The 23,952-nt window shown below is 62.1% G+C and carries 19 protein-coding genes and 1 tRNA gene; 9 read left to right on the plus strand and 11 right to left on the minus strand.

Annotated elements, in window-relative coordinates; translation table 11 throughout:
- The first annotated feature begins 155 nt into the window (after positions 1-155).
- Positions 156-230 (plus strand) — tRNA-Val (locus tag ACWGTI_RS09725).
- A 35-nt stretch (positions 231-265) separates the two neighbouring features.
- Here ACWGTI_RS09725 and ACWGTI_RS09730 read toward each other — a convergent pair.
- The 3 genes from ACWGTI_RS09730 to ACWGTI_RS09740 are packed head-to-tail and all read right to left on the minus strand — an operon-like array spanning position 266 to position 4,248.
- Positions 266-616, minus strand: a complete 351-nt coding sequence (locus ACWGTI_RS09730) for a hypothetical protein (RefSeq protein WP_454586921.1) — start codon at positions 614-616, stop codon at positions 266-268.
- Positions 617-637: 21 nt separating this feature from the next.
- On the minus strand, positions 638-3,301 hold the full coding sequence (locus tag ACWGTI_RS09735; RefSeq protein ID WP_454586922.1) for a DNA/RNA non-specific endonuclease: 2,664 nt from the start codon (positions 3,299-3,301) through the stop codon (positions 638-640).
- The gene (locus ACWGTI_RS09740; protein WP_454586923.1) at positions 3,298-4,248 is read right to left on the minus strand and encodes a hypothetical protein; all 951 of its coding nucleotides are present in this window, start codon (positions 4,246-4,248) and stop codon (positions 3,298-3,300) included. The genes ACWGTI_RS09735 and ACWGTI_RS09740 overlap by 4 nt, the downstream gene beginning before the upstream one ends.
- On the opposite strand from ACWGTI_RS09740, the gene ACWGTI_RS09745 reads away from it, so the two are divergent.
- A complete protein-coding gene (locus ACWGTI_RS09745; RefSeq protein ID WP_454586924.1) occupies positions 4,174-4,617 on the plus strand; it encodes a hypothetical protein in 444 nt (147 codons plus the stop codon). The two genes, ACWGTI_RS09740 and ACWGTI_RS09745, sit on opposite strands and share 75 nt — an antisense overlap.
- Positions 4,618-4,707: 90 nt before the next feature.
- On the opposite strand, the gene ACWGTI_RS09750 is transcribed toward ACWGTI_RS09745, so the two are convergent.
- Together ACWGTI_RS09750 and ACWGTI_RS09755 are read right to left on the minus strand one after the other, a co-directional pair.
- Positions 4,708-5,706: a trypsin-like peptidase domain-containing protein gene (locus ACWGTI_RS09750; RefSeq protein ID WP_454586925.1), complete on the minus strand. Its 999-nt coding sequence runs from the start codon at positions 5,704-5,706 to the stop codon at positions 4,708-4,710.
- A gap of 9 nt (positions 5,707-5,715) precedes the next feature.
- On the minus strand, positions 5,716-7,980 hold the full coding sequence (locus ACWGTI_RS09755) for a DNA/RNA non-specific endonuclease (RefSeq protein ID WP_454586926.1): 2,265 nt from the start codon (positions 7,978-7,980) through the stop codon (positions 5,716-5,718).
- Between the two features lie 502 nt (positions 7,981-8,482).
- On the opposite strand from ACWGTI_RS09755, the gene ACWGTI_RS09760 reads away from it, so the two are divergent.
- The gene (locus tag ACWGTI_RS09760; protein ID WP_454586927.1) at positions 8,483-9,169 is read left to right on the plus strand and encodes a Crp/Fnr family transcriptional regulator; all 687 of its coding nucleotides are present in this window, start codon (positions 8,483-8,485) and stop codon (positions 9,167-9,169) included.
- A gap of 7 nt (positions 9,170-9,176) precedes the next feature.
- Here the strand turns inward: ACWGTI_RS09760 and ACWGTI_RS09765 are convergent, their stop codons facing one another.
- Together ACWGTI_RS09765 and ACWGTI_RS09770 are read right to left on the minus strand one after the other, a co-directional pair.
- A complete protein-coding gene (locus tag ACWGTI_RS09765; RefSeq protein ID WP_454586928.1) occupies positions 9,177-13,502 on the minus strand; it encodes a cytochrome P450 in 4,326 nt (1,441 codons plus the stop codon).
- A 130-nt stretch (positions 13,503-13,632) separates the two neighbouring features.
- The gene (locus tag ACWGTI_RS09770) at positions 13,633-15,405 is read right to left on the minus strand and encodes an adenylate/guanylate cyclase domain-containing protein (protein ID WP_454586929.1); all 1,773 of its coding nucleotides are present in this window, start codon (positions 15,403-15,405) and stop codon (positions 13,633-13,635) included.
- A gap of 346 nt (positions 15,406-15,751) precedes the next feature.
- On the opposite strand from ACWGTI_RS09770, the gene ACWGTI_RS09775 reads away from it, so the two are divergent.
- The 3 genes from ACWGTI_RS09775 to ACWGTI_RS09785 all read left to right on the plus strand — a co-directional run bounded on the left by ACWGTI_RS09775 (position 15,752) and on the right by ACWGTI_RS09785 (position 17,393).
- Positions 15,752-16,009 carry a PepSY domain-containing protein gene (locus tag ACWGTI_RS09775; protein ID WP_454586930.1) on the plus strand — a complete coding sequence of 86 codons (258 nt, stop codon included), beginning with the start codon at positions 15,752-15,754 and terminating at the stop codon, positions 16,007-16,009.
- 81 nt (positions 16,010-16,090) lie between these two features.
- Positions 16,091-16,831, plus strand: a complete 741-nt coding sequence (locus tag ACWGTI_RS09780; protein ID WP_454586931.1) for a lysozyme inhibitor LprI family protein — start codon at positions 16,091-16,093, stop codon at positions 16,829-16,831.
- A 97-nt stretch (positions 16,832-16,928) separates the two neighbouring features.
- Entirely contained in the window at positions 16,929-17,393 is a 465-nt protein-coding gene (locus tag ACWGTI_RS09785; RefSeq protein WP_454586932.1) for a hypothetical protein, read from the plus strand.
- A gap of 91 nt (positions 17,394-17,484) precedes the next feature.
- Here the strand turns inward: ACWGTI_RS09785 and ACWGTI_RS09790 are convergent, their stop codons facing one another.
- The gene (locus ACWGTI_RS09790) at positions 17,485-19,359 is read right to left on the minus strand and encodes a L,D-transpeptidase family protein (protein ID WP_454586933.1); all 1,875 of its coding nucleotides are present in this window, start codon (positions 19,357-19,359) and stop codon (positions 17,485-17,487) included.
- Between the two features lie 316 nt (positions 19,360-19,675).
- Here ACWGTI_RS09790 and ACWGTI_RS09795 point away from each other — a divergent pair, with 316 nt between their 5' ends.
- Positions 19,676-20,074, plus strand: coding sequence for a rhodanese-like domain-containing protein (locus ACWGTI_RS09795; RefSeq protein ID WP_454586934.1), 399 nt, complete (start codon positions 19,676-19,678; stop codon positions 20,072-20,074).
- Between the two features lie 21 nt (positions 20,075-20,095).
- Here the strand turns inward: ACWGTI_RS09795 and ACWGTI_RS09800 are convergent, their stop codons facing one another.
- Entirely contained in the window at positions 20,096-21,004 is a 909-nt protein-coding gene (locus ACWGTI_RS09800) for an alpha/beta hydrolase (protein WP_454586935.1), read from the minus strand.
- A 48-nt stretch (positions 21,005-21,052) separates the two neighbouring features.
- Here ACWGTI_RS09800 and ACWGTI_RS09805 point away from each other — a divergent pair, with 48 nt between their 5' ends.
- A complete protein-coding gene (locus tag ACWGTI_RS09805) occupies positions 21,053-21,505 on the plus strand; it encodes a MarR family winged helix-turn-helix transcriptional regulator (RefSeq protein WP_454586936.1) in 453 nt (150 codons plus the stop codon).
- Between the two features lie 57 nt (positions 21,506-21,562).
- Positions 21,563-22,729, plus strand: a complete 1,167-nt coding sequence (locus tag ACWGTI_RS09810; protein ID WP_454586937.1) for a TolB family protein — start codon at positions 21,563-21,565, stop codon at positions 22,727-22,729.
- A 19-nt stretch (positions 22,730-22,748) separates the two neighbouring features.
- On the opposite strand, the gene ACWGTI_RS09815 is transcribed toward ACWGTI_RS09810, so the two are convergent.
- Both ACWGTI_RS09815 and ACWGTI_RS09820 read right to left on the minus strand, forming a co-directional pair.
- Positions 22,749-23,360: a pyridoxamine 5'-phosphate oxidase family protein gene (locus ACWGTI_RS09815; RefSeq protein WP_454586938.1), complete on the minus strand. Its 612-nt coding sequence runs from the start codon at positions 23,358-23,360 to the stop codon at positions 22,749-22,751.
- A 66-nt stretch (positions 23,361-23,426) separates the two neighbouring features.
- Positions 23,427-23,780 carry a gamma-butyrobetaine hydroxylase-like domain-containing protein gene (locus ACWGTI_RS09820; RefSeq protein ID WP_454575091.1) on the minus strand — a complete coding sequence of 118 codons (354 nt, stop codon included), beginning with the start codon at positions 23,778-23,780 and terminating at the stop codon, positions 23,427-23,429.
- Positions 23,781-23,952: the final 172 nt, after the last annotated feature.

The following is a 23,952-nucleotide window of genomic DNA, read 5'->3' on the forward strand; positions in this document are numbered from 1 at the left end:
CCCAATCGAATCAATTGGGGACTCACAGATTCAGCACTGGCGCCATATGTCACGTGTTAACTCACCCGATTGCCCTGAGAAGGCAGGCGCATTGCCTTGACTTCACAACCCTGCCTCCCTTATATCGCGGCTCGCTTGGCCTTCGGGCAACGAGCGGGCGATTAGCTCAGCGGGAGAGCACACCCTTCACACGGGTGGGGTCGCAGGTTCAATCCCTGCATCGCCCACCATTTTTCTTTCCCTTGGACGTCGCACTCCAGCCGCGCTAACAGCTACAGGTCGCCCCCTCCCCCCCCAAATTCTTCTGGGCAAAGTTCAGGGCGCTCGAGTAGCTCGTATAGCTCTGGAACTGGCAGACATCGGAGCCGTTCCGCACCTTCATCTGCTCGAGATCCCAGAACGAGACCTCGATGTGGTCGTCGGCGCAATAGACCGTGTATTTTTCGGGCTCCAGGGCGCGTGCCTTGTCAAGCGGCATGGAGACGACAGGAACGGAAAGCACGGAAATTGCGAGCATGACGGCGTGACGCGTGCGCATGGAAAACCCCCGAAGTGAACCAACGCATGGTGCGACCGTCACAGTCAGCAGCGGCATCGCGGCTTTTTTGCGCACCATCGTCGTTCGGCTTTCGCTGCCCTATGGCCCGATAAAGATCATCAGCATCCTGCCGCCAATCAAGGGCGATGCCCGGACGGTCACTGGTTGGCCGGCCGCGGCGAGGTCGGCGGCCAAAAGCTCGGCAGCGTCGTGTGCGACGTCGACGTTGGGGCTGTAGAGAACCTGGTTCTTGCCTGCCGCGCTTTTCACCTGTTCTTCGCCGGACATGACCCAGCCCAATGCGCGCAACTTGGCGGAGAGCGCCTGGACGTCCTCCTGCGCCATGCCGAAGAACTCGACGTAGACGTTCTGCGCACTCTTCTGCATACTCAGCCGATCCCTCAATATACCGAGCGCCTCGCGATCCTGTTCGTCGATGATGGTCTGACCGCCGGCCGCCGATGTTTCGAGATCGGCGACGGCCCGACGTGCGCCGGCGAACACAGGCAGCCAGTCAGGGCGGCTCCACAATTCGGGCGGAACCACCAGCAAGGCCTGAAGGACGTTGAAGCGCGCGGCCGGGGTCAGCCCGGTCATGCTTTGCAGGCCCGCCATTTCGACAAGCGCCGCCAAGATCTTGCGCCGTTCGGATACTGGGAGGTTCCGATTGCCGAGGACCACGGCCAGTTCGCCGCGCAGCGCTTCGTTGGGGCCGTCGGGCTGCTTGACGTGCCCTGCCAGTTCGTCGGCCACGGTTCCATTCGGGCCGGGATTCTTCATCGAATCCGTCCATTCGATGAGGGTGCCGAAGTTCAGGTTCGTGCGTTTTTCAAGCTCGGCAACCGGAAGCCGATACTGCTCGACGTCGAACGCGCCCGTGGCGTCGCCCGGAATGAGGAACGCATCGACGACGAATTCCGGCCCCATCGCCTCCCCCTTCACGGCAGCCGGTACGGACGAGACGGCGAGTTTCCAATAGGCATTGGGGACCGGCACGTCATCGATCGGGTGGCTGGTGGGCTTGAAGACGGTGCCGCTGAAGATGGTCACCCTATTGGCCAGCGGATTGTGTCGTGCGCGGACCCAGTTTTCGAGTAGCGCCCACCTGGTTTCGTAGAAAGCGCTGGACTGCGGCATCGTGTTGGGCAGCACATAGGTGTACCGGGCCAGTTTGAGCGCCGCCGTTGCCGGATCGCCGGAAAATTCGGGACCCCAGGCGATGTCGTTGGCATTGGCCAACCGCGCCGGCAGCCAGCGCCGGTCGGGCCTGAGGTACCAGGCGCGGTCCGGCTGCAAGTCGTGCAACAGCCTGTTGTCGTACCTCAATCCGCCGCCGGTGACCTGCAAGGTCATCCTTTGCGAGCGGTCCAGATTGACCGCGGAATAAATGGCCATGCGGTGGCTTCGGCCCATGACCAGCGAGTAGTTGATGTAGTCCAGCGGTGTCGCCGAGACATCGCCTGCCAAATCGCCGGTCAATCTGGGCAAGCCAATGTTGGCCTGGATAAAATCGACGTTGTATCCCGTAAGACTATTGGGCTGCTTGTCGGTATCCTTGCCGAGCAGCGGCTTCAGCGCGCCCCGCAGCGCCTCCGGCAACTCATTGAGCTTGACTTGGCCGCTTTTGACCCGGTCAGCCAGTTCGAGAAGCACCGCCGGCCGCAAATCGGACGTCAACTCATCCAGGGCCATGCGGCCGCCGTTGACCTGATCGGCCAAAAACACGATCGCCGACCGCAAGGTGGTCTGAGTGGCTTGCTGCTCTGCGATCGTCTTGCCGGCGTCGTCCGCCTTCTTCTTGGCAAGAACAAGAGCGGCTTCGGCATCTTTGCGTGCGCTTGCTTCCTGCTCAAGGGAAGCTGCGAGTTTTGCGTTTAGCTCCGTAATCTCTTCCGCCTTAGCCGAAGCAGCTAAGCCCAAGGCGACCGCATCATTTCTCTGTTTAAAAGCAAAATAGGTGGTTCCGGCGAGGATCGCCGCCAGGATGGCAAACAGCGCGATCAATATGTTCTTGCTGCGATCGCGCTGCTTCTGGCTGTCCGTCTCCGCCTTGGCGCTTGCCTCGACGAACTCGGCAATGTCAGGACCCTGTGGAAGCTCCGACGCCTCCTTTAGCGCTTCGCCACGCAGGAGATAGCCGGGGTAGCCGGTGTTCTTCCATTGCCGGGCCTGGGCGGCCACGCGGATGTGAAAGCGCTCGGTCAGCTCGTCCGAACTCAGTTCGTCGTCCGATGCGAAGCCGTCGCCGGATTCGGAACCATATTTGGTTGTGACAGTGGCCGATTCAGGAACGGCAATGGCGACTTCTCCGGAATTGGTGATTTCATGCGATGCGGCCTCCTCCCCAGCCGCAACGGCGATTGGCTCAGCTGTTTCGAGGCCGCCACCCGCGAAAGCCGCAAGGCGCGCCGGGCTGACATCGGCTGAGGTGATGCCGGGGCGCGTGACCAGTTCGGCCGACCAATAGTCGAGGATGCGCTGCGCCGCGCGGCGGTCGGATTCGCGCTCGATGGTGCTGCCCGCGCGCCGCGCCTGTGCCAGGAAGGCGCGGATGGTTTGCGCATTGGGAACCGTGTTGTCGGCATTGGCGTCCGCCACCTCGGCGCCGGCCTGATCGCTGCGCTTCATCGAGGGATCGACGGCTTCGTTGCTGCTGGCGATCCGCATCAGCTCGAGATGCGCGACCCGGATGTCGCTCAGCGAGTCAAAATCTCCATCGGCGGAGGTTACGGCTTCAGTGCCTGTCGCTGCTCGATCGCTCATGGCCCCAGGTCCTCAATGATCTTGTGCAAAGGCTTGCTGACGCGGACGATCGAGGCGCATTCCGTTTTCAGCGCCAGATCGACCTGGACGAAGCGTTGCTGGGCCTCGTCCCGATAGGCTTCGAAGGCAAGAATGAAGGCGGTGTCGATGGTCTCGCGCGTCAGCTGGTCGTTGACGTCGGTGGAGTAGGTCGCGAGCGTGGACCGCCACACGCCATTGGGGTCGAGATCGGCAAGGACCCGAACCTTCACTTCCAGGTTTCGCCACAGCGGCGAGAACTGGAACGGCAACGATTTGTCCGCCGCGGCACCCCCTTCTATCGGCTCGATCATATCGGTGAGGCTGGCCAGCTTGTTATCGATGTCCTGCCAGAGCTTGTGCTCGACGACCCGCGCATAGATGGTCGAGGACAGTACCTTGATTGCGTCATGCGCGGCTTTGATCGCCGATACCGACGGCTCGTCGGCCTGAAGTTTGCCGGCTATTGTTTCGAGCCCCGTTGCCAGGATGCCGAAAGGCAAGTTCTTGGCGGTGACGAAGATCTGCTGGTTCAGCCGCGAGGGTACGACGCGCAGCACGGTACGCACATCCAGCAAGGCGTCGTAAGCGTCAGCCGATGTGTCGGGAATAGCGCCCTGCAGTTTCGTCGCGGCCTGTCCGAGGTCGTCGAGCCATGCCTGCTCGATGTCGCGAAGCGCCGGCCCGGGGGGCAATACCGTGACCTTGTCGCCGGCGGATGCACAGAAGAGTCTCAACTGGTTCAGGAATTTGCGCAGGACGCGGACTTGGTTCAAATCCGCGCCCATGTCCCGCCCGGCGATCATGAGGCTCTGGAAGCTGCCGATGCCATATTGAAAGCTCTGCAGGCCATCATGCAGGTTCTTGTAAGTCGCAAGAACATCGATCTGGCTGGTAACTGCGGTGAGCCCATCGCCGGCGGCGAGCACGGCCTGGATGTCCTTGGGCTGCTGGTTGACGGCGTCGAAGCCGGCAACCGCGGTATTGACCCGATCGTCGGTGGTCAGGCCCGGCAGTTCAGGCGTCGGTTTCTCGCCCGCTGCGAGTTCATCCAGATACGCTTTGCATATTGCGGCGCATTGCGGATTTTGCTGAACGACAATGTTCACCAGCGGCTGCGACAGCTTCTTTGCTTGCGCATAGTCGAGGATGTTGAACCAAACTGTAAGCGCCGCCCCCTGGAGGTTGATGGCGCCTGCGACGATCCCAGCCTGCTTGGTTACCTGCAACCAATCGGGAGGCAATGGGTAGAGATCAGCCAGTTGAAGCCTGAGGTCGAAATAGGCGCTGATCTCTGAACTCCCCTGGCGTTCGGTGTGGCCTTATAGTCCGTTACATCCGAAAGAATTCACATGGCATAGTCTCAAATCGTCGCGCATCTCGCTACGTCATCCGTCTTCAACCAGAACAGGCTTGGCCGCGAGATCCTGGATGATGCTTTCGATCGCGATACCCTCGTTGCGATAGTATGTGCTCTTGCTGGCCGCGTTGGGCTCGGTGAGCCAGCCGCCGCTGTGATGCAGCGCAATCAGGTTCCAATCGGTGTCGAAGACCGGCGAGCCTGACGAGCCCGGTAGCGTGTCGGTCAGATACTGGACGCGGCCGCCGCCGGCGAAGGCCACGACATTGGCGACGAATGAAATCTGCTTTTGCGCGCCGCCGGGATGCTGGATGATGTTGACATGGTCGCCGACCTTGACGGTCATCGGTTTCAATTCCAACTCGCCCCATTTGGAAGCATCGCCCTTGATGCGGACGGCTGACCAGTCATTGTCCTTGGAGGTGCGAAGAGGCACGGCAGTGTCGATGTCGAACTGGTCGAGCGGCGCGTCGAGCCCGGCAATTGTGCGCTGATAGTTGAACTGGACCACCGTACCCACCAATGAAGCGTCGTCAGGCAGAACATGGTTGTTGGTGATCAGGATCCCGCCGGTGGTCATGAACCCGGTGCCGGAACTGCCATCCGCACGCTTGATCCGCACCACCGATCTTGCTCTGACAAGGCCGAGCTCGAGATAGCTGATCGGCACCAGTGTGCTCTTGTCGCCGAGGATTTTTTCAAGCTGTGCCGGCGCCGTCGCGCCGCTCCAATTGGCGGTGGGAGGTCCTTCGACCGGCGGTGGCGGAGCATGCTGCTTTGCCTGAAGCAATGCCTGGTCGCCGGGATTCTCATCCAGGGCGAAAGCGACGAGATCGTCGGCTTTTGTCTCCTGTTTTGCGCGTTGGACAATGGCGAACCAGTTGTTGATCGCCTTGTTGTCGAAGGCGATCTGTGCCGTCGACAGCCCGACGCCCTTGGCGACGCGCACGCCGTCGCTGATCATCGGGTAAAGATTGGCGAGGATGCGGTTGAGGCTGTTGAGCTCTGATTGCGTCCATTCGGTCATTGGACGCCCCTACCCCTTCTTCTTGCGCTTCCGCGACCCTGCCCGCAGGGCGATCTCGGCGCCGCGGACCGTTTCGTACTGGTCGGCGTCGATGAGCGACTGGTCGAAGCTGACGCCGGTCATTTCCGAGATTTCTGACAGGGGGTACATCGCACCGATGAACTCCTCTGAGACCGTGAACTCCAGCTCCGTGTCGGTGAGATCCTGTTCGAGCACGAAACCATAGCTGGCGAGGCCGTCGGCGACGCGGGCGACGACGACCTTCCAAAAGCGGCGCGGCACGAGCGCCCGAAGGCTGCTGCCCTTGGGGCCTTTGCCGGCAAAGGTCCGGTCGTCTTTGGCCAGGATCGGCCCGGCGAAGACGCAAAGCCGCTCGCTGGCCGCCTCGGACAGGACATGGTTCTCGAGATCGCCCCAGTTCTTCTCGCCACTGTCGGAGCGGTTGTAGCCCTCGACCTGGGGCGAGCAGTTGGTGACATGGAAGGAGCAGACATTGCCCCGGAGCAGAAGCTCGAAGGTGCTGCCCCACGCCACGTCATCACGCCTGACGATATGGCCCTTGTCAAAAGCGCCCTGATCCTTGACATAGAAGACGTCGGGGATCTGGTATTTGTCGTCGAGCCGCAGATCCGGGAACCAGCGCTCGCTGAACAGGCCGCCGCGCGAATAGTTGCGGCCCTTTTCCGGCTCGCGCAGATTGCTCTCCTCGGTGACGTTGGAGGCCGTGAACAGGGCCAACCGCCGCTTGGCGTGCATCTTGAGCGAGAAGTTCTGGTAGTCGAGCCGCGTGCCGCCGGCCTTGAGCGGCGCCAGCACGGACGGGTCGGTGGCCTCCGGCATGGGCACCACGACCGGCGCGAGCTTGGTGCCGCCAGAGAGGAATTTTTCGTCGTAGCCCTCGTAGCCGTCATAGTCGGCGACCGATTTGGGAACGAACGCGCCGCCTGGAGGGGTCGGCTTGGCCGCTTCGAGTTCGACCGATTCCGTTACCGCCTCATGGGCAGGCGTTGCGCCGAGCGAGACGGAGATGCGCAACGGCACTTCGAAGGTGACACTGGCGCCGGGCGAAACGACGACGCCTCCACCGGTGGGCGGCGTCTGGGTGGCGACGCCCGGGATCTGCTTTACGCCGCCGACCTCGACCAGGTTTACCCCCTCGGCCGGCGACGCGCTGTCGGCCTTGTTCCACCAGGCGCCCCAATCGTTGGTCCCGCCGGTGGCTCCGGCGAAATTGAGGCCGAGGTCGACGACCCGCTGGTCCCTGGCGAGCACGCCGGTGGGTACGGCGTAGTTGCGTTCGAGATAGCGCCCGGCGAAATGCAGCCCGACGACCTCACCGTTGGCGAGATTGATCATGGCGGTACCGGAGTTGCCGCCAGTCGTCGAGCAGTCATGTGTGGCCGCGCTGACGATCTTGCCGAAACTCTCGGTGTCGAAACCGCCTTGCAGCATGCCCGGCTGCAGGCGCTTGACCTGGAAGCGGTTGCGCATCAGCTCGGTCTGGACATCGACCGCGTTGCGATTGTCGAACGCCGGATAGCCGATGGCGACGACCTCCTGGCGCGACAGATCGCGCGCGTCGGCGACGGCGAGCGACAGAGGCGTGATGTTGTCGGGCAGGTCCTCGACTTCGAGGATCGCCATGTCCCAATAGGGATGGATCATCCGGACATCGCGGATCTTGAAGACGTTTCCTGCTGCCGAATCGCGCTTGAAGTCGATGCCGGCGGCGCGGCCGTTGATGAACTGCAGATTGCGGTCACCGAGGCCTGCGGCGAAGATCTGCGCGACATGGCGGTTGGTCATCAGGAGGTTGCGCCCGACGACAAAGCCGGTGCCGCCATAGGGGATGTTGGTGTTCCACAACAGCTCGATGCGCCCGATCGCCGGCAGGGCGGATTCGATGCGCTGTCTCAATGCGGCCTCGCTGGTAAGCTTCGTCCACAGCGAGTGACCAGGTGTCGGAGCGCCGTCGAACGTCAGCGTCGTAAAAGTGCCATCCTTTATGTCATAGACCGGCCGCAACTCCGGGATGATTATGGCTTCCAGATCCGAAAGCTGCTCGGGCGCGACTTTGGCCCCTCGCGCGAGCTTCTCAGCACCGGCGCGCGCCGATTCAAACGCCGCTTCCGTCTTGCCGCCGTCCGTAGGCGCAAGCGACTCCAGCGCGTCACCGGCCATCGTGTCCATGTTGGCGAGGACCGATTCAGTCCCCTCGCCCCCGGTGACGAGATCAAGATATTGACGGATTCGCTGCTCTCTGCTGACCGGCATGGTCGCCCCTCCCCCAAAGGTTCTGCCAAAGTAAAGAACTGTATTGCCCCATTTTAGACTGGCGCAATTCTGGATGGCACGCAAGAAAACAAATCAACGCGCGTCTAATATCACTGAGGCGTGACGTTGGCATGTCTCTTCGCCGGCAGTCGCTCGCGCGATATGTAACGGTCGCACTATTTTAGCGCCGTAGTATGTGATCTCGATCACAGACGATGATGCCGTTTGCGCCGACCTATCGCAGCGGGCGGAAATGAGCATTGCGTATCCGCTCGGTTTGCTGGAATTTGATCACCTAGCCATTTTTTCAGTTGCCGTCTGCACGCGGCCGGCTCCTCCCGCCGCCCGTGCAGACGGCTTTCCGCCTGGCGCAAGCCAACACTGGGCGCAACCACTGCTCCACGCCGTTAGAAGGCGTAATGGCAAAGGGATGAACACCGGGCTTTGATGCCGTGCACTCTTGCCGTAAACTTTGCTGATTGCGGCAATTGGGAAGGTCAACATGGCTTTTGGCGGCGCGAACGACAGAAACGATCTGCCGCGCCTGGCACGTATCGATCCAAAGCTGTTCGATATCCTGTTCAGCGGCTGCAAGGTCGAGCGCTGCGCCGCGGGCCAGCATCTGTTCGTCCAGGAAGATGCCGCCGACCGCATCTATGGGGTTATGAGCGGCACGGTCGAAATCTCGATCTATTCGCCCGGTGGCCAGAAGCTGGTGGCCAATATCGAGCTTTCGCGCAGCCTGGTCGGCGAGATCGGTGCGCTTGACGGACGACCCCGCACCGCCACCGCCATCTGTCTTACCGCCTGCGAGCTGGTCTCGCTCAGCAGAACACAACTCTTTGATCGCATTGAAAAAAATCCGCCCCTGGCGCGCGCGATGATCGAGCTCCTGTGCGCCCGGCTGCGCTGGGTCAGCGGCGAGCTCGGCGACCAGGCCTTTTTCGGCATCGAGGCGAGGCTGGCCAAGCGCCTGGTCTTCCTGGCCGAGGTGATGGCCGACGCCGCCGGCTGGATACCGATCTCGCAATCGGAGCTCGGAGAGTTCCTCGGAGCCACGCGGGAGTCCGTCAACAAGACGCTCAACGACTGGCGCAGCCGCTCGTTCATTGCCATCAAACGCGGCGGCCTGCGCATTACCGACACCGGCGCGCTGCGCCACATCGCCGAGTCGCAGGACGACGATTGACGCCGAATCAGAGCCGCGAAATCAGGTAGCGCAGCGCCGAGCGGCTGGGCATGAAAAAATATCCGCCCCCCTTGGTGGTGACGAATTGCGGCATGTCACGGAGCGTCGTGACCTTTTCCCATGACGGAATGGTGAACCTGCCATCGCGGTCGCGCGAACCGATCGTCGGGTCCTTTTCAGCGACGAGGCCTTGGAAAGTGGCCGACGAAACCCAGGTCTGCTGGATGAATTCATACTGGCGCTCGATGTCGGCGTTAAGGCACATGAAGAGCAGCCCCTTTTCGACCTTCCCATTCTTGCCATCCTGCTTCTCATAGGTGCGGCCGACCCGCAGGATACGATGGCGCTTGCCGATATTGATCTGCGTATCGCGGTCCTCGCCCAGCGAATCGCGCGGGTTGGACCGGCGTATGTGGGCACCAAGCGGGCAGCGATGGCCTTGCGGATCCTCGGCGCCAGTGGCGAAGTTGTTGTCGATGACGCGTCCCGGATGATCGGGATTGCGCACCAGCGAGCTACCGTTCTGCCAGCGGCCGAGCATCTTGGCGGCAATCCAATCTTGCGTGATGGTTTGGTTGCCGAGTTCGCTCGCGACCAGGGCTGCAGCCTTTTTGCAGTAGTCGTTGAAGACGTCGACATGCTGCTCGAACTGGCGAATAACGAGGAATGAGCCGTTGCGGCCGAAATCGCGCGGCGGTGTCGGCAGGCCCGGAATCGGCCGGCTACGGCGCACCTGCGAAAGGATTCCGGTCCGATCGCGTGATGCGCTTACCGAGGGCGAGGCTGGATAGAACCCATGCTCGTCACGATAACCGAACAGGAACTCGCCGGGCGCGACCAGATGCATGGGCGCGGCGCCCCTGCTGGCGCGGGTCGTGCCGCGGACAATCGGCTGTGAAATCCCGTCCGCGAAACCGAAATGCTCGTAGGCAGGCCCACGTTCCGACCTATCATCACGCTTTGCCGCCTCGGGCGACTTTGTATTCGTGTCGGTCGGACCCCGATTTACGGCGAGCGGCAGTTCGGCGACGACCTTCATGCCTGCACCGGTCGTCTTTCGTTTCACGGTGGCAATCTCGGTCTTCAACCTTTCCGGTTCTTCAGCATAGCAGACGATGACCACGTCCACAGGGTTCTCCAACGACCCCCACTCCCATTCGTCCGGGCCGTCGCGGCCTTGGTCGTCTAGTATGCGCCCACGCTCCGGATTGCCCATGCCGTGGCGAAAGGCGATCGGAAATGTTTCCAGTGGATCGTCCGCCACACTCTCGTCGAGCCCAAGCTGCCGCAGGCCACCGGGACCAAAGGCTACTATCATGGCTCGCCCGACCGGCCTGCCTTCGCCGAAACTCGTCTGTTCGACAACGAAATCGAGCCAGGCCCTGCGCTTGGGCGCCGGCAATTTGTCCGGCACGCGAATCGCTAGCATATGCGAATAACCGAGCGGGCCGAGCGGGCCGAAGAAGATGGACTGGATCTCGCCGGTTTCGAGCTGCTGCTCGAGAGGCGCCGGAAAGGCAGAGCTGATATTGGCAAGCAGCGAGGTGGTCTTTTGAACGGTGGTTGTTTCGCTCGCCGGGCGCCGTAGCGAACCGAACAAGCTCAGCCAGTCGCGCGCCTCGTTGCCGACGGCGGAAGCAATGCCGCGCCTGACCCAGGAATTGATCCGGATGCGCGTTGTGTTGATTTGGGGATAGGCGGAGTACCAGAACAGTGTCGGCACCTGCTGGCGCCGCGCCCAGCGCTTGAAGCGATCGCCGTCGCGCGCGCCGTCAAGGAACAGCCATCGTGTACGTGGATACCCCACGGTGTTGCTCCACACGCCGGTCAGGCCAGCGGATGCCTTGGCGATGAAGTCTTCAAGATAGCTTTCCCAGCTGCCACCGTAGTTGGAGAAGAACATCAGTCGGTTGGAGCCGGGCAGCAGTATCCAGCGGGCAAAATGGATGGTGTTGATGGTGTTGAGGAAGCCTGGCTTGAACACCTTCTGGGCAGCTATCGAGATCAGGTAGAAGGCAAACCTGAGCGCCAGCCGCCGCAAGATGCCAGCCTTCATCGTCGAAATCGCAGTCAGATGGTTCTGCGCCGCGTGGTCTTCCTTGACGAGTATCGCGTTCAATTCAGATATGCTGATCGATGTGCTTTCCGGCTTGTCCCGGTCCTCGCGGCGCCGCAGCGCCAGCAAGCACGAAAACACCAGCAGCGCCGCTGCCACCAACACTCCAAGTCCCGACAACAGAAGTGAAGTGATTGCTACGGCTATGGCGGTGAAGGAGATGTCCTGGGAACTGATGTCGATAGATCTGCCGAACACCACGCTGTAGGTCATGTACCAGCAAGCAGCCCAGATGATCGCCACTGTGACGAAGACCGGCGGTACCAGCAAGGTTGTCATCAGAGCACGGCCCCAATGGCCCGGCGGCTTTTCCAGCAGGCTTTCGGCCGGCTCGAACGCCCAGGCAAAGGTCCCCAATGACTGAAGATGCTGGCGAGCTTCAGCGAGCACGGCGGGGGCGTTGCCGGCGCCTTTGCGTGGCCGCTCCACGATGCCGCGCACAGCTTCGAAAAGCTCTGCCTCGGCCCTGATGCGCTGGACCGAGTGACCGGGCGTGCCGGAAAACACCAGCCCGGCGTTGCTGCCGAAGGACGGCGATATGTCGACATTGTGCTTGCGCAGGAAGTCGTTCAAGGCGCCACCGTCGCGCAGGTCGCAGACATCCTTGAAGATCGGCCGCAGCCGGTGCCCGATGGCGTGCGTCACGGCATTGATGACGTCATCGATGCTGCCGTCACCGGAAATCTCGAGCACCAGAGCTCCTTTTTCCTGACGGGAATCAGCATCGATCTCGCCAGTGCCGACAACGGCCAGGCTGGTGAAATGGATGGTGCCGACAATGTCGAGCGCGGTGCGAACCTCTTCGCCGGCCGGATTGCCGAGGCTGGCGACCTTCCCGCGGACAGCGTCCAGCGATCCGGATCGAGTGACTGGACAGACAACCGTCACCATAGACTGCGTGACGGTGCGGCAGAGTGCTGCCGGTTCGAAATCGACCTTGAGGGTTTCCGGATAGGCGCCGATGCGCGTCATCCGCCCGGCCTTGCCAGGCAGACGGCGCAGGCCCTGCTTCTGGAACAGAGCGCGCAGGCTTTCGCCGATCTGGATCCTGGCGATCTCGGCGCCGATGCATTGATGGATGCCGTGGCCGAAGACCATGTAGTCGCGATGCGGCCGCGATGTATCGAACCGGTCCGGATTCTGCACGGCGTCCGTGTCGAACATCGCCGACAAGGTGGCCGGCATCACCACGGTGCCTGCCTTCACCAGGCGCTCGCGGCGCGTGCCCTTGCCGATGATCGCATCGCGGGCGGTGTAGCGCCACGGACCGATCCAGATCGGCTTGAAGCGCATGGCTTCAAGGACGGCCTTGTCGAGCCTGGCGGTGTCGTTTTCGGCAAGTGCCGCGTCAATCGCTTGCCGAGCGTCGGGGCGCGACAGGATCACGTCGAGGCAATTGCCGGCGGCCAGCACATTGGTCGGGACAAAGCCGGCGATCATGCCGAGCATGATCGAATTGAGGTCGTCCCGCGACAAGCGGCCCTGGTCCATCTGGGCAACCAGCCTCGCCAGCGGCTGCTCGGTCTTCAAGCCCCGGTCCCGGACCGACTGGATGGAGCGGTCGATGACTTTGAGAAGCCTATCGCCCGCCACCACCGCGAGTTCGCGCATCACGGGGCTCGCCCCCGGATCCGAAAAGAACAGCGCACTCAGCGCGATCGCCCAGTCGGCAAATTCGGATTCGTCGTCGATCTCGACGCCGAAATAATCGCGGCAGATGTGCACCGGGACGATTTTCATCAACCTGGAGATCGCATCGAAGCCGGGGCTGGCGCGCATCATGATCTCTTGCGAATGACGCGCCGCGATCGGCCTGACGGCGGCTTCGACTTCGGCTGGTGGAAAGGCGCTCAGCACCGACGATTTCATGCGCCGATAGTCGGCGCCGTCCTGCATGCCGAGGATGAAATTAGAGCCTCGCGCGAACTCGGTCATTTCCGGGCCGTACGGGGTCTGGAATTCGTCGCCGCGCTCCAGTATGTCGCGGACATCGGCGTTCTTGGTGACCAGGAGAACGCCGAAGAGTTTTCCGGTCGGGCGGAAGCGCCGCAAGAACGCCAACCACACGCGCGGATGATCTTCGACGATAAATTCGGCGATGCGCGCCAACAGGCCCGTTTTGCGGATCCGGCCGAGATCGAAAGGCGGCATTTCCGACAGCGGTCGCTGGTTTTTCTGGGCCTCTCGAATGCCGTCGAAATACTTCAGTTTGGTCATGCGCGTTCAAGCCCCCCGGGCTGTCCACGTCATTGCGATGCCGGCTGTTCAACGCCTAGGTTTGCATCGGTTGTACGTATGTGAATTTTTTCACAGTTAATCCGTGTTCGGCCAGCATTGAGCCTCATGCTCATTTGGCCAGTTGGAAATTGGCGACGAGGAACTCGTTCGCGGCCTTGTCGGTGAAGGGTATCCAGCGCACGCGCTGTTCTGAAAAATCGGGATGTCGGGTGGCGAAAATGGCCATCTCGCGCCGCGCCTGTTCCGGCCGGCCGCTGCGCATCAGCGCGCCGATTTTCAGGAACCTGGCATAGAAATATCCGGGAGACAGGTTGAGCGAGCGGTCGGCGGCGGCGATCGCCGCCGGCCAGTCCTCGACGAAACTGTAAGCGGCCGTCAGTTCCCCCAGATTGTGGAAGCGGTAGAGATCGAACGGGCTCAATCGCTCGGTGTCCAGAAAGAACGGTATCGCTGACGCGGCATTGCCGAGCAGCAGCTGGGCGCTGCCCATGGCCGAACGCGCGAAGGCAAAGCTCGGATTGATGTGAATCGCTTCCTCGAGATGGTCGACCGCCGATCGCGGCTCGCCCCGCATGATGTCGACGGCGCCGAGATGGGCGTGCGGGCGCGCATCCAGGCTGTCCATCAGCAAGGCCTTGCGGGCAAACTGCTCGACCTTGTTCAAATCGTCGCTATCGCCGAAACGCAGCCATGCCCGCCAGAAATACCACCACGCCATTTCGTTCAGCACAGCGCTTGAATTGGGATCCTCGCGGTAGGCCTTCTGGAAGAATTCCAGCGCGGTTTCGGTGTCGCCGCGGGTGCGGCGATTCATGTGCCAGCGACCGCGCCGCACCAGCTGCCAGGTCTCCAGGCTTTCCCAGGGCACCTGGAAGGTGCGCGCCTGCTCCGCCCGATCGACCTCCTTGTCGAGGATCGAAACGATCTCGGCGCCGATCTGATCACGCAGGTTGAAGATGTCGACCAGCTCGCGATCGAAGCGCTGTGACCAGACCAGCCGCCCGTTGGACGCGTCCGCCAGTGAGGTGTTGAGGCGGATCTGGCTGCCATTGCGCATCAGCGTGCCGCTGACGATGTAGCGCGCGCCAAGCGCGTTGCCGATCACCCGCGTGCCCAGCGTATCGTCGCGAAACTGGAAGCTGGAACCCTTGGCGATGACCGAGAGCCACTTGGTGTTGGAAAGACCGTAGATGATGTCCTCGGCGATGCCGTCGGCCATATAGCCGATGTCGTGTTCGCCACCATCGCCATGGAAGGGCAGCACGGCGATAGCCGGCGGCCCCTTGGACGAAAGCTTCTGCTGAGCGTTCACCTGAGGAACGGCGGCGAACGATGCCGCAGGCGAGGATCCGTTGCCGCCGCGGCCGGCGATAAGCACGCGCACCGGCAGCGCAATGTTCTTCAGCATGAATTCGCCAAGATCGGTGAATTCGGCTGCCGTCTTGTCCTTCACATGGTGCCACGTCGTCTCCGAAACGGCGAGACCGTCACCCGGCGCGAACTCCTGGATGCGGGCGGCGATGTTGACGTCGTCGCCGTAAAGGCGGCCGCCACGCACGATGACGTCGCCGGTGTTGATGCCAGCGCGAAACGGCATACGCATATCGTCGGCAGCGGATGCGTTAAGGGCGACGATGCGGCCCTGAAAATCGAAGGCCGCGCGCAGGGCCTCGATCGGATTGCCGAATTCGGCCATGATGCTGTCGCCGGCGTCGCCGAACGTGCGGCCGCCAAACGTGCCACAGCTGTCGGCGATGATGTCTCGCCGCTCCTCAAATGCCGCGACAGCAGACTCATCGTCGATGCCCATCAGCCGTGAAAACCCGACGGCATCGATAGAAATGATTGTCGCCAGCTGACGGGTGTAGTTCCGTACAGCCATGTTGGAGCCCCGGTCCCTTCTGGTTCTGATCCAGCACAGGCGACGACCCGTTCCTGAAACATTCCGCCGCGCACTGAGAGAAGAAATCCTTGCGGGTTTGGCGCGCCATGCCACCCCGCCAGGACCAGAACTTTAGCAGGGTCTTGGCGAAAGCTCTACCACCATCAATCTGCCAGGCGCAGGTCGTGGTAACGCACATGGTTAGCCAGCAGTTAGCACAAATATCACGAGCATGGTCGTTCCAACCAAAGCCTGGCGTACCTTCCCGACGCTAGCCTTGGCGGAACAAACTGGCCTGCGAGCGAGTTTCCCGTGCGATCCATGCCAACATGAAATGAGGGCAATCATGCGAAATCTTGTTTTGGCGACCGGCGTTGCTGTTCTTCTAGCCGGCTCAACAGCCTTTGCCGAGGATGACAGGCCGCTGCCGCCGACGAACGCCCAGAAACTGTCGGCAATCATCGCCAAGGTCGAACAGCGTGATGGCTTTCGCTATGTGAAGGAGGTCGACTGGGACAAGGACGGTTACACCGTCACCTACTACACGGCCGACAAGGCGAAAGTCGAGATCACCTTCGATCCGGTGACCGCCGAACCGAAATAGCGCTGCTCGCACCGCTTCGGCAATTCCGTCCGCCGCGCTTTTTGCCTAGAATGGCGGCAGTTGTCGGACAACGGGGCGGCTATGCTTTCTTCCCATCGAATTGCCAACTGGCTCTTGTTCGTCATGGCGCTGGCAGGCGGAGCGATCTGCCTTGATCCAGCACGTGCCGAGGGGCCTTCCTTCGATTGCCGCAAAGGCAATCTGCCGGTGGAAAAGGCGATCTGTGCCGACCCGCAACTGTCGGCCATCGATGCGCTGGTGGCCAAGGCCTTCGTAGGCTTCGAGCCCGCCTTTGGCGGCGACAAGCGCAAGATCGCCCGCGCGCTGATCGCCGACAGGAATGCCTGCGGGCAGGACGCCGCCTGCATCGTCAGTGCCCAGAACAACGCCCTGCAGACCTATGGCAATGCGCCATCCTGGGTGCAGGACTACAATGTCGCCCTGATCGGCAAGAAGGCGCTCGACACCGCCGCGCGCCATCCGGGCAGCCCCGACCAGCCCCTGCCCTCGTCGATCGGAAAATGTGCCTTTACCCACATCACGGCGCTGACGACGCGGCTCGGCGACGACCCGCTGGAAACCGCAAGTCCGGAAGCCGGCAGTCTGGCGCGATTCAGCAATGATGGTGCTGGGGTCTCCTATGAGCGCGAGCCGGGCCTGGCCAGCTCGAAAGTCGGCGACCCCGTCGTGATGTGCCTGATATCAATCCCGCGGGACTGCCCGGAGGGCGATGAACGCGGCCGCGTCTACTATGGCGTCGACCTCACGATAAAGGGCACATGGGTGCTGCCCGATTCGCAGCATATGTGCGGCGGCGCCTGAAGAATTGCCGCAAAGCACTGCTGGGTGCACTCTTGCGCCGATACGTCTTTGATGGCTCATTGCGCGCAACAGTTGCGGGCACGGGGGTGCATTGGCGATGGTAAAGCATGTTTTGAAGCGCATCCTGATGATGCTTGCCGGGTTTCTCGTTTCGGTGCTGATCGGGTTGATCGCCGTGGTGGTGATCTACAGCGCGCTCGCCGCGCTGCCCAACGCGCCGGACTATTTTGGCGCCATGGGGGTGACGCCCGTCGTGGTGCTTTTGTGGCCGCCGCTCGGCATGTTCGTCTATTTCCTGACCATCATATTGACCGGCCTGCAGACGCTGATCTTCGCGCTGATCGCCGAGTTCTTCGCGCTGCGCAATTTCCTGGTCCACATGCTGTTTGGCGCGGCTGCCGCAGCGGCGGGCTTCTTCCTGATCTGGCCGGGTGCGGAAGAAGACACACAACGCTGGGCCGATATCGGCATCATCGCCGCCGCCGGCCTGGTCGCCGGCCTGGTCTATTGGCTGATCGCCGGCCGCGACGCCGGCTTCCGGCGTCCGCTCATCCAGCGCTGATCGCACGAAACGCGCGGCCATCTGATAGTTTAAAGAAACCAAAGGGATGGGACAGGTTCCTCGTTTCGATGAACGAGGAACCCTGGTGGCGTCAGCTCGACGGCGAACGCACCGCCTCGGTTGCGTCCAGTGCCTGCATCAGCCGCGTGTCGCGGTCGTAGACGTCGTTGAAATATTCGACGTTGCCGGACAGGTCCGGCCAGGCGGTGAAGTATGCGACGTAGACGGGAATCTTGCGCGCAACGTCTTCGGTCGCATGGCCGTGCTTCAGCTTTTCGGCGATGTCGTCGACCGAGATGCCGAGCACCGCCGCCGCCATGCCGCGCGGATCCTGCAGGCGAATACAGCCATGGCTCAGTGCGCGCATGTCACGCTGGAAAAACGACTTCTGCGGCGTGTCGTGCATGTAGATGGCGTGCTTGTTGGGGAACAGGATCTTCAGCTCACCCAGCGCATTGGCTTCGCTCGGCTGCTGGCGCACGCTGTAGGGAATGTTGGCACCGTAGGCGCCCCAATCGACGGACGACGAGGGAACCTGCCTGCCGCGCGAATCGGTCACCTCGTAGCCGGCGCGATCGAGATAACCCGGATCGCCACGCAGCCTGGGCAGCATCTCGTTGACGATGATCGACTGCGGTACACCCCAATAGGGATGGAAATCGACTTGCTTGATCTCCTTGAAGAAGAAGGCGGTCTGATTGGTGGTCCTGCCGATGACGACGCGGGTCTTCAGCTTCTCCTCGCCATTGTCGATATAGCTGGCGGTAAAGGCGGGCTGGTTGATGAAGACGCGCGGGCTGCCGAGATCGGACGGCATCCAGCGCAGCTCTTCAAGTGCTACCTGCACTTTCTGCAGCCGGTCGGCCTTGGAGGCGCCGGCGAGCGAAGCGACGGTGCGCGGGCCGATGACGCCATCGCCCTTCATGCCGGCCTTCACCTGCACGGCCTTGATGACCGGCACCAGTTCGGGAACATAGACGTCGCTGGTGCCGAGCTTGGCCAGGATTTCGCCAAAGGCGCCGCCCATCTCGTCATCGAGATTGCGCGCAATCAGCGTCAGCAGCTTCGGGAGTTCAGCGCTGGTCTCACCGGGCTTCAGCAACAGCTTGGGATCGACGACGATTTCGTTTTCGGCGCTGGCCTGCAGCGATTCCAGTTCGACGCGCAGCGCCTGATATTCCGCATTCTGCGGATGTCGCGATTCGAGATAGGTGCGCACTTGCTGGGTGTGGGCGAGCGTCTTCAGCACGCCTTCCATGTCGACCGGCTTCGGCGGAAATTCATAGTAGCCGGTGATGCGGTTGGGATCGACGCGGCCGCTCTGGGCGTCATGGGCATAGCGCAGCACCCGCGCCGACAGCGCCATCTCGAAGCGCACGAGCTCCTTCAGATGCGCGTCTGCATCGGCCGCCGATGCATTGGCTGCCGGCACCTCGACCCAGTAGTCTGCCGGCGTGAGACCGTAGCTTGCCGCTTCGCCAAGCACCCGCACCGCATCCTGGGCGCGGGCATTGGGGTTGCCTTCGTTCACCCAGATGAAGTCCGGATTGGCCGAGTAGTAGGCAATCAGCGCCTTGGCGATATCGGGCTCGGCATAGAGTTCGTAGTCGCTGAGGCCTGCAACGGCTTCGCGGAAGGCGGTGCTTGTCGCCGATGGTACAAAGGCAGCGTCCTCGGCAGTTGCCACCTGAGGTGGCGCGGCCACCAATGTCGTGAAGTCGACGCGAACCAGACGGTCGGCTTTGTAGGTGTAGTAGGACGGGCTGCTAATCCTGCTGCCACCTGATACGGCCGGCTTCGGCTTGCGCTTGGGTGGCGGCGGGAATTCGCCTTGCGGGTCGTGCCTGACGCCGCCGCCAAACAGCATGTCGAACAGCCCCTGCGCGCCAGCCTGCGGTACCCCGAAGGCCAGTGTTGCCGCAACCGCAAGCGGCATCACAGTGGCTTTACTTCCCAGAAATTTCATGGATCACCCGCTCCGGCTGCAAGCCGGCTCCCGTTCCGCGCCGCTAGACGATCTTGCCAACCGCATGGCGGATGTAAGGCGCTACTATACTGATTCATACCGATTTCGTTAAGCTTCCATAAATTTCGACGGGTCTGTTGCAGAACGGTTTCACAACATCGTGACGGCTGGGGCGGCGTTGCCGCCGCCCTCCCCCATATGAACGGCCGGAGCGATGGCGGCATGGCAGGGGCTGGCCGGAACGGCGTGACAAAGTACCGATGTTGTGCTGGAAATCGGGTCAGCGGCGAAACCGCGCGGCCGGGAGGAATTGTTCGTGAAAAAAGGGTATCGCGAGTTGCTCGACGAGGCCAATGCCGAGATCGAGGTGGTGTCGCCGGAAGAAGCGGCCGGGCTGCTCGACGATGAGGACACCATCTTTGTCGATCTGCGCGACCCTCGCGAGGTGGAGCGGGATGGCCAAATTCCCGGCGCCAAGCATGTCACCCGCGGCATGCTGGAATTCTGGATCGATCCCGAAAGCCCCTACCACAAGCCGTTCTTCGCCTCGGGCAAGAGCTTTGTTTTCTTCTGCGCCGGCGGCTGGCGCTCGGCGCTGGCCACCAAGACGGCGCAGGATATGGGGCTGTCGCCGGTCAAGCACATACTCGGCGGCTACACCGCCTGGAAGGCGGCCGGATTGCCGGTCGAGCCGGGCGGCAGGAAGAGGGGCTAGCTCATTTCGCCGACGTCTCGATCAATGCAGCATCGGCTCGCGTTCACTTCTAACAAAGGTCACGGCGCGCTCGACGACGCCTTTGTCGGCGAGAATGCGGCGGTGGCCGAGCCCGTCGGCCCAATGCAGCCGCACATGGCTGCCCGCGCCGGCGTAGCGTTTGGCATGGTCGGCAGAAACCTCGCGGTCATCGGGCGCGTGGATAACCAGCGTCGGCACCGGCGCTTCGGCCAATTGGCGGTCGCCGGTGAATTCGTTGAGCGGCCTGCCGGATAGCCGCTTCACCTGATTGGCCATGGAGACCTGCGAACGCGGGCCGACATTGAGCATGCGGCTGAAGTCGGCGAAGATTGCCGGCAAGGAGCTGGGTGCGGCGATCAGCACCAGTTGTTCAGCCGCCACCGGTTGGATCCCTCTGATCGAACCGGCAATGGCATTGGCGGCAACAGCGCCGCCGAAGGAATGGCCGACGATCGCCTTGAACGGCCCGAACCATTCACCAGCGACCTTTACCGCTTCGACCGCGTTGACCATGTTGAGATGGCGGCCCAGTGACTGGCCGTGGCCCGGCAGGTCGAGCGAGGCGACCCTGTAACCGGCATTGCGAAAGCCTTCAATCAGCGCGCGCATATATTCGGTGCGCGAGCGCCAACCATGGATAACCAGCACTGTGCCGGCGGACGCCCTGCCCGGGTCGGGCCGGAATTCGTGCACCATGACGCAGCCGTTCCTGGTCTTCAGCCGATGGTGGCGCGCCTCGGCCATGAAGCCCGCCGCACGGTCGACCGCGCGCCGCTCGCCGTCGCTGAGCGCCTTCACGCTCGGCGTGCGGCAGAACAGTTCGAAGGCGGCGCGGCCGCTCAGGCGTGGCGCCACATGCTCGGCGGCGCCGAACACGCCCCGGATGACCTTCAGTCCAAATGATGCCATAGTGGCGATCCATCCATTCCGTTCAAGCATGAACATAATAGTTCAAACATGAACATTAAACAAGACCTGCCCTGGGACAACCCGCGCTTCCGCAACTGGGTCGCGGTGGCGCGCGCCTGCCATGTGCTGGAGCGCGCGTTGGTGATGAAGCTGGCGCCGCTGGACTTGAAGCCGGCGCAGCTCGACGTGCTGATGAACCTCTATCGCCATCCCGGCATGTCGCAACACGATCTCGCCCGCAAACTGCTGGTCGGCCGCTCCAACATTACCATGCTGTTGCCGCAACTGGAGGCGCGTGGCCTGTTGCGCCGCGAAGGCGACGAGAAGGACAAGCGCGTGCTGCGGCTGACGCTGACCGAGGCCGGCACGGACCTTTTGATGAAGGCGCTGAAGGTGCATATGGCGCTGATCGAGAAGGCGATGAGCCAATCGACGCCGGAACAATGCGACATGATCGGCGATCAGATGCGCAAGATCTACGATGTTCTGAAGGATACCTGAGCAGCCGGGGCATGATCCAGGATCATGCTCTTGCATTTCGTCTGAGGGCGGATCGATATGCATCTCACTCTGCGCAGTTTTTCCATGCTTGTCGCTGGCATCGTTGCGGCTCTGTGCGGGCCTGCGGCCGCACAGGATTACGCGGGATATCGTGTCCTCGACACCAGGGTCATCGAAAACATGTGGACCAGTGCGGGCCAGAAGGCGGCACTGCTTTCACCCGACGGCAGCCGGGTGCTTCACCTCAACGACCCCGAGTTCTGCCTGCTGGCTCCGTCTCAGGTCGGGCCTTGGGCAAAAATCGGCTGCGCGCAATCCACACCCGAAAACCGACCGGGCGAAGCGGCCGACATGTTCTGGTCGCCATCCGGCAGCCAGTTGCTGATGCCGACATACACCAATGCATTGCTAGCTTTCCGCGACACCGACATTCGGCTTGTCGATCCGACGACATTTGCCGTCAGGAATTTGACCGAGGATAATTTTGACGGCAGCATCCTGAAAGGCAAGGGGCCGGCGAACCTGGACCTCCTCGCCCATTGGATCGACAGCAACACCATTGTCTTCGTGCGCTGCGCGATCCCCGCAGGTGGCTTCACGCAGGGCGCTTCGACAAGCCTGATGACGATCAAGGCCGATGGCGGCGATCCGCAACTTGCGTTCGAAATCACCGCCAAGGGCAAATTCCAGGTTTGGGCGATGACGGTGTCAGGGGATGGCAAGCAGGTCGCCTATAGCCTGGCGGACAAGGACAATCCCGACAAGGCCGGCATCTATCTCTTGAACCTCGGCGAAGCGACGCCAAAGCGCATCGCTTCCACGATTGACGCCGGCCAGCCGGCTGGCATGGCTTTTTCGGCCGACGGGAAGTTCCTGCTGCTGCTCGGGCGAACTGCCAGCGGCGTCGACGCCAAGGTCATCGATCTCGCCAGCGGCAAGATCGTGCCTGTCGATCATGCCCAGAACGTCGTCGGGGTAGCTTGGTCGCCGAAAGGGTCGGCGCTTGCCTACATCACTTACGACAGAAAGAACGCCGATATGCCCGGCGGCCTGTTTCTCGCCGAGGCGCCCGGCAAGCCGGCCCGGTTGCTTATCGGCGGAGGATTGTTCCCCACAGTCTGTTGCGGCCAGGAGCCGTTCATTTGGGCCTCGAACGACACGATGATCCTTGCGCAACTGGGCGACAAAATAGGGTCTGTGCTGTTCGTCAAGTTGGGGCAATAGCGCCGCGTACTAGGCCCGCTCACCACATCGTCTTCTTGGCCCGTTCCGGCCATTCCTTGTCGTAGGTTTCGCCGTCAATGTTCTTGCGGCTGGTGACTTCCAGGATTTTTCCGGGCGTGGGCAGAGATTTCGGGTCGACATGCTTTGCCGGGTTCCACAGCTCGGAGCGGACGATGGCGCGGGCGCACTGGAAATAGACCGAATCGACATCGACCACAGTGACCGAGCGCGCCGGCTTGCCTTCGACGGTGAAAGAGGCGCAAAGCGCGGCGTCAGTGGTGATGCGGGCGCGGCCGTTGACACGCAGCGTCGTGCCCGAGCCCGGCACCAGGAACAGCAGCCCGACGCGCGGATCCCTGATGATGTTCTTCAGCGAATCGGCGCGATTGTTGCCGCGCCGGTCCGGCATCATCAGGGTCTTCGGATCATGGATGCGCACGAAGCCGGCGAGATCGCCGCGCGGCGAACAGTCGAGCCCTTCCGGCCCGCTCGTCGCCAGCGCGACAAAGGGCGAGGCTTCGATGAAGGCGGCATATTCGGGGATGACATGGTCGAGTTCCTTGACCGTCGACGCTTCGCCGGGCAGACCGTAGAGCGCTTCGAGTTGTTCAACCGATGTGATCTCAGACATTTATTCCGTCTCCGAACCTTTGCCGGCGCTACTCCCAATCAATGACGTTTTGACGACAGCGACGAACTAGCGGTCGCGGCTCAGCCCCTTCTCCTGGAGTTCGGCGAGATAGGCATTCCAGCGCTCGTCCTTTTCGTGGCCGAGCGTATGCAGATAGTTCCAGGTGAAGATGCCGGTGTCGTGGAAATCGTCGAAGGTGATGCGCACGGCATAATTGCCGACCGGCTCGATCTTCAGGATAGTGACGTTGCGCTTGCCCGGCACCGTCACCCGCTGGTCCGGCGAGTGGCCCTGCACTTCGGCCGAGGGCGATGCGACGCGTAGCAGCTCGGCCGGCAGTTCGAACGGGCGATGATCGGGAAAGGTGACCGACAGCAGCTTTCTGTCCTTAGAGACCCGGAGTTCCTTCGGCGCCGTCATCGTTTTCAATCCTGCCTCAATCCGCCCTTCCCTACGCTGCTTCGCGCGGCCGGAAAAGGCCATTTGGACGTGGCCGACATCGGATGTCGGCCAGGGAATGTTACCAAAGATCAAGAGCCGCTATCTTGAATGGCGGGTTGGTTCGTATCACATAGCTGTATATAACGGCGCC

Source organism: Mesorhizobium sp. ArgA1, assembly GCF_053714375.1.

Bases quoted from the DNA above. Each gene is read 5' to 3' on its own strand.
- ACWGTI_RS09770 (WP_454586929.1), bottom strand. From the start codon at position 15,405: ATGGCTGTACGGAACTACACCCGTCAGCTGGCGACAATCATTTCTATC.
- ACWGTI_RS09775 (WP_454586930.1), top strand. From the start codon at position 15,752: ATGCGAAATCTTGTTTTGGCGACCGGCGTTGCTGTTCTTCTAGCCGGC.
- ACWGTI_RS09765 (WP_454586928.1), bottom strand. From the start codon at position 13,502: ATGACCAAACTGAAGTATTTCGACGGCATTCGAGAGGCCCAGAAAAAC.
- ACWGTI_RS09815 (WP_454586938.1), bottom strand. From the start codon at position 23,360: ATGTCTGAGATCACATCGGTTGAACAACTCGAAGCGCTCTACGGTCTG.
- ACWGTI_RS09800 (WP_454586935.1), bottom strand. From the start codon at position 21,004: ATGGCATCATTTGGACTGAAGGTCATCCGGGGCGTGTTCGGCGCCGCC.
- ACWGTI_RS09735 (WP_454586922.1), bottom strand. From the start codon at position 3,301: ATGAGCGATCGAGCAGCGACAGGCACTGAAGCCGTAACCTCCGCCGAT.
- ACWGTI_RS09820 (WP_454575091.1), bottom strand. From the start codon at position 23,780: ATGACGGCGCCGAAGGAACTCCGGGTCTCTAAGGACAGAAAGCTGCTG.
- ACWGTI_RS09790 (WP_454586933.1), bottom strand. From the start codon at position 19,359: ATGAAATTTCTGGGAAGTAAAGCCACTGTGATGCCGCTTGCGGTTGCG.
- ACWGTI_RS09805 (WP_454586936.1), top strand. From the start codon at position 21,053: ATGAACATTAAACAAGACCTGCCCTGGGACAACCCGCGCTTCCGCAAC.
- ACWGTI_RS09810 (WP_454586937.1), top strand. From the start codon at position 21,563: ATGCATCTCACTCTGCGCAGTTTTTCCATGCTTGTCGCTGGCATCGTT.
- ACWGTI_RS09730 (WP_454586921.1), bottom strand. From the start codon at position 616: ATGGTGCGCAAAAAAGCCGCGATGCCGCTGCTGACTGTGACGGTCGCA.
- ACWGTI_RS09780 (WP_454586931.1), top strand. From the start codon at position 16,091: ATGCTTTCTTCCCATCGAATTGCCAACTGGCTCTTGTTCGTCATGGCG.
- ACWGTI_RS09745 (WP_454586924.1), top strand. From the start codon at position 4,174: ATGCAGGTTCTTGTAAGTCGCAAGAACATCGATCTGGCTGGTAACTGC.
- ACWGTI_RS09785 (WP_454586932.1), top strand. From the start codon at position 16,929: ATGGTAAAGCATGTTTTGAAGCGCATCCTGATGATGCTTGCCGGGTTT.
- ACWGTI_RS09755 (WP_454586926.1), bottom strand. From the start codon at position 7,980: ATGCCGGTCAGCAGAGAGCAGCGAATCCGTCAATATCTTGATCTCGTC.
- ACWGTI_RS09750 (WP_454586925.1), bottom strand. From the start codon at position 5,706: ATGACCGAATGGACGCAATCAGAGCTCAACAGCCTCAACCGCATCCTC.
- ACWGTI_RS09760 (WP_454586927.1), top strand. From the start codon at position 8,483: ATGGCTTTTGGCGGCGCGAACGACAGAAACGATCTGCCGCGCCTGGCA.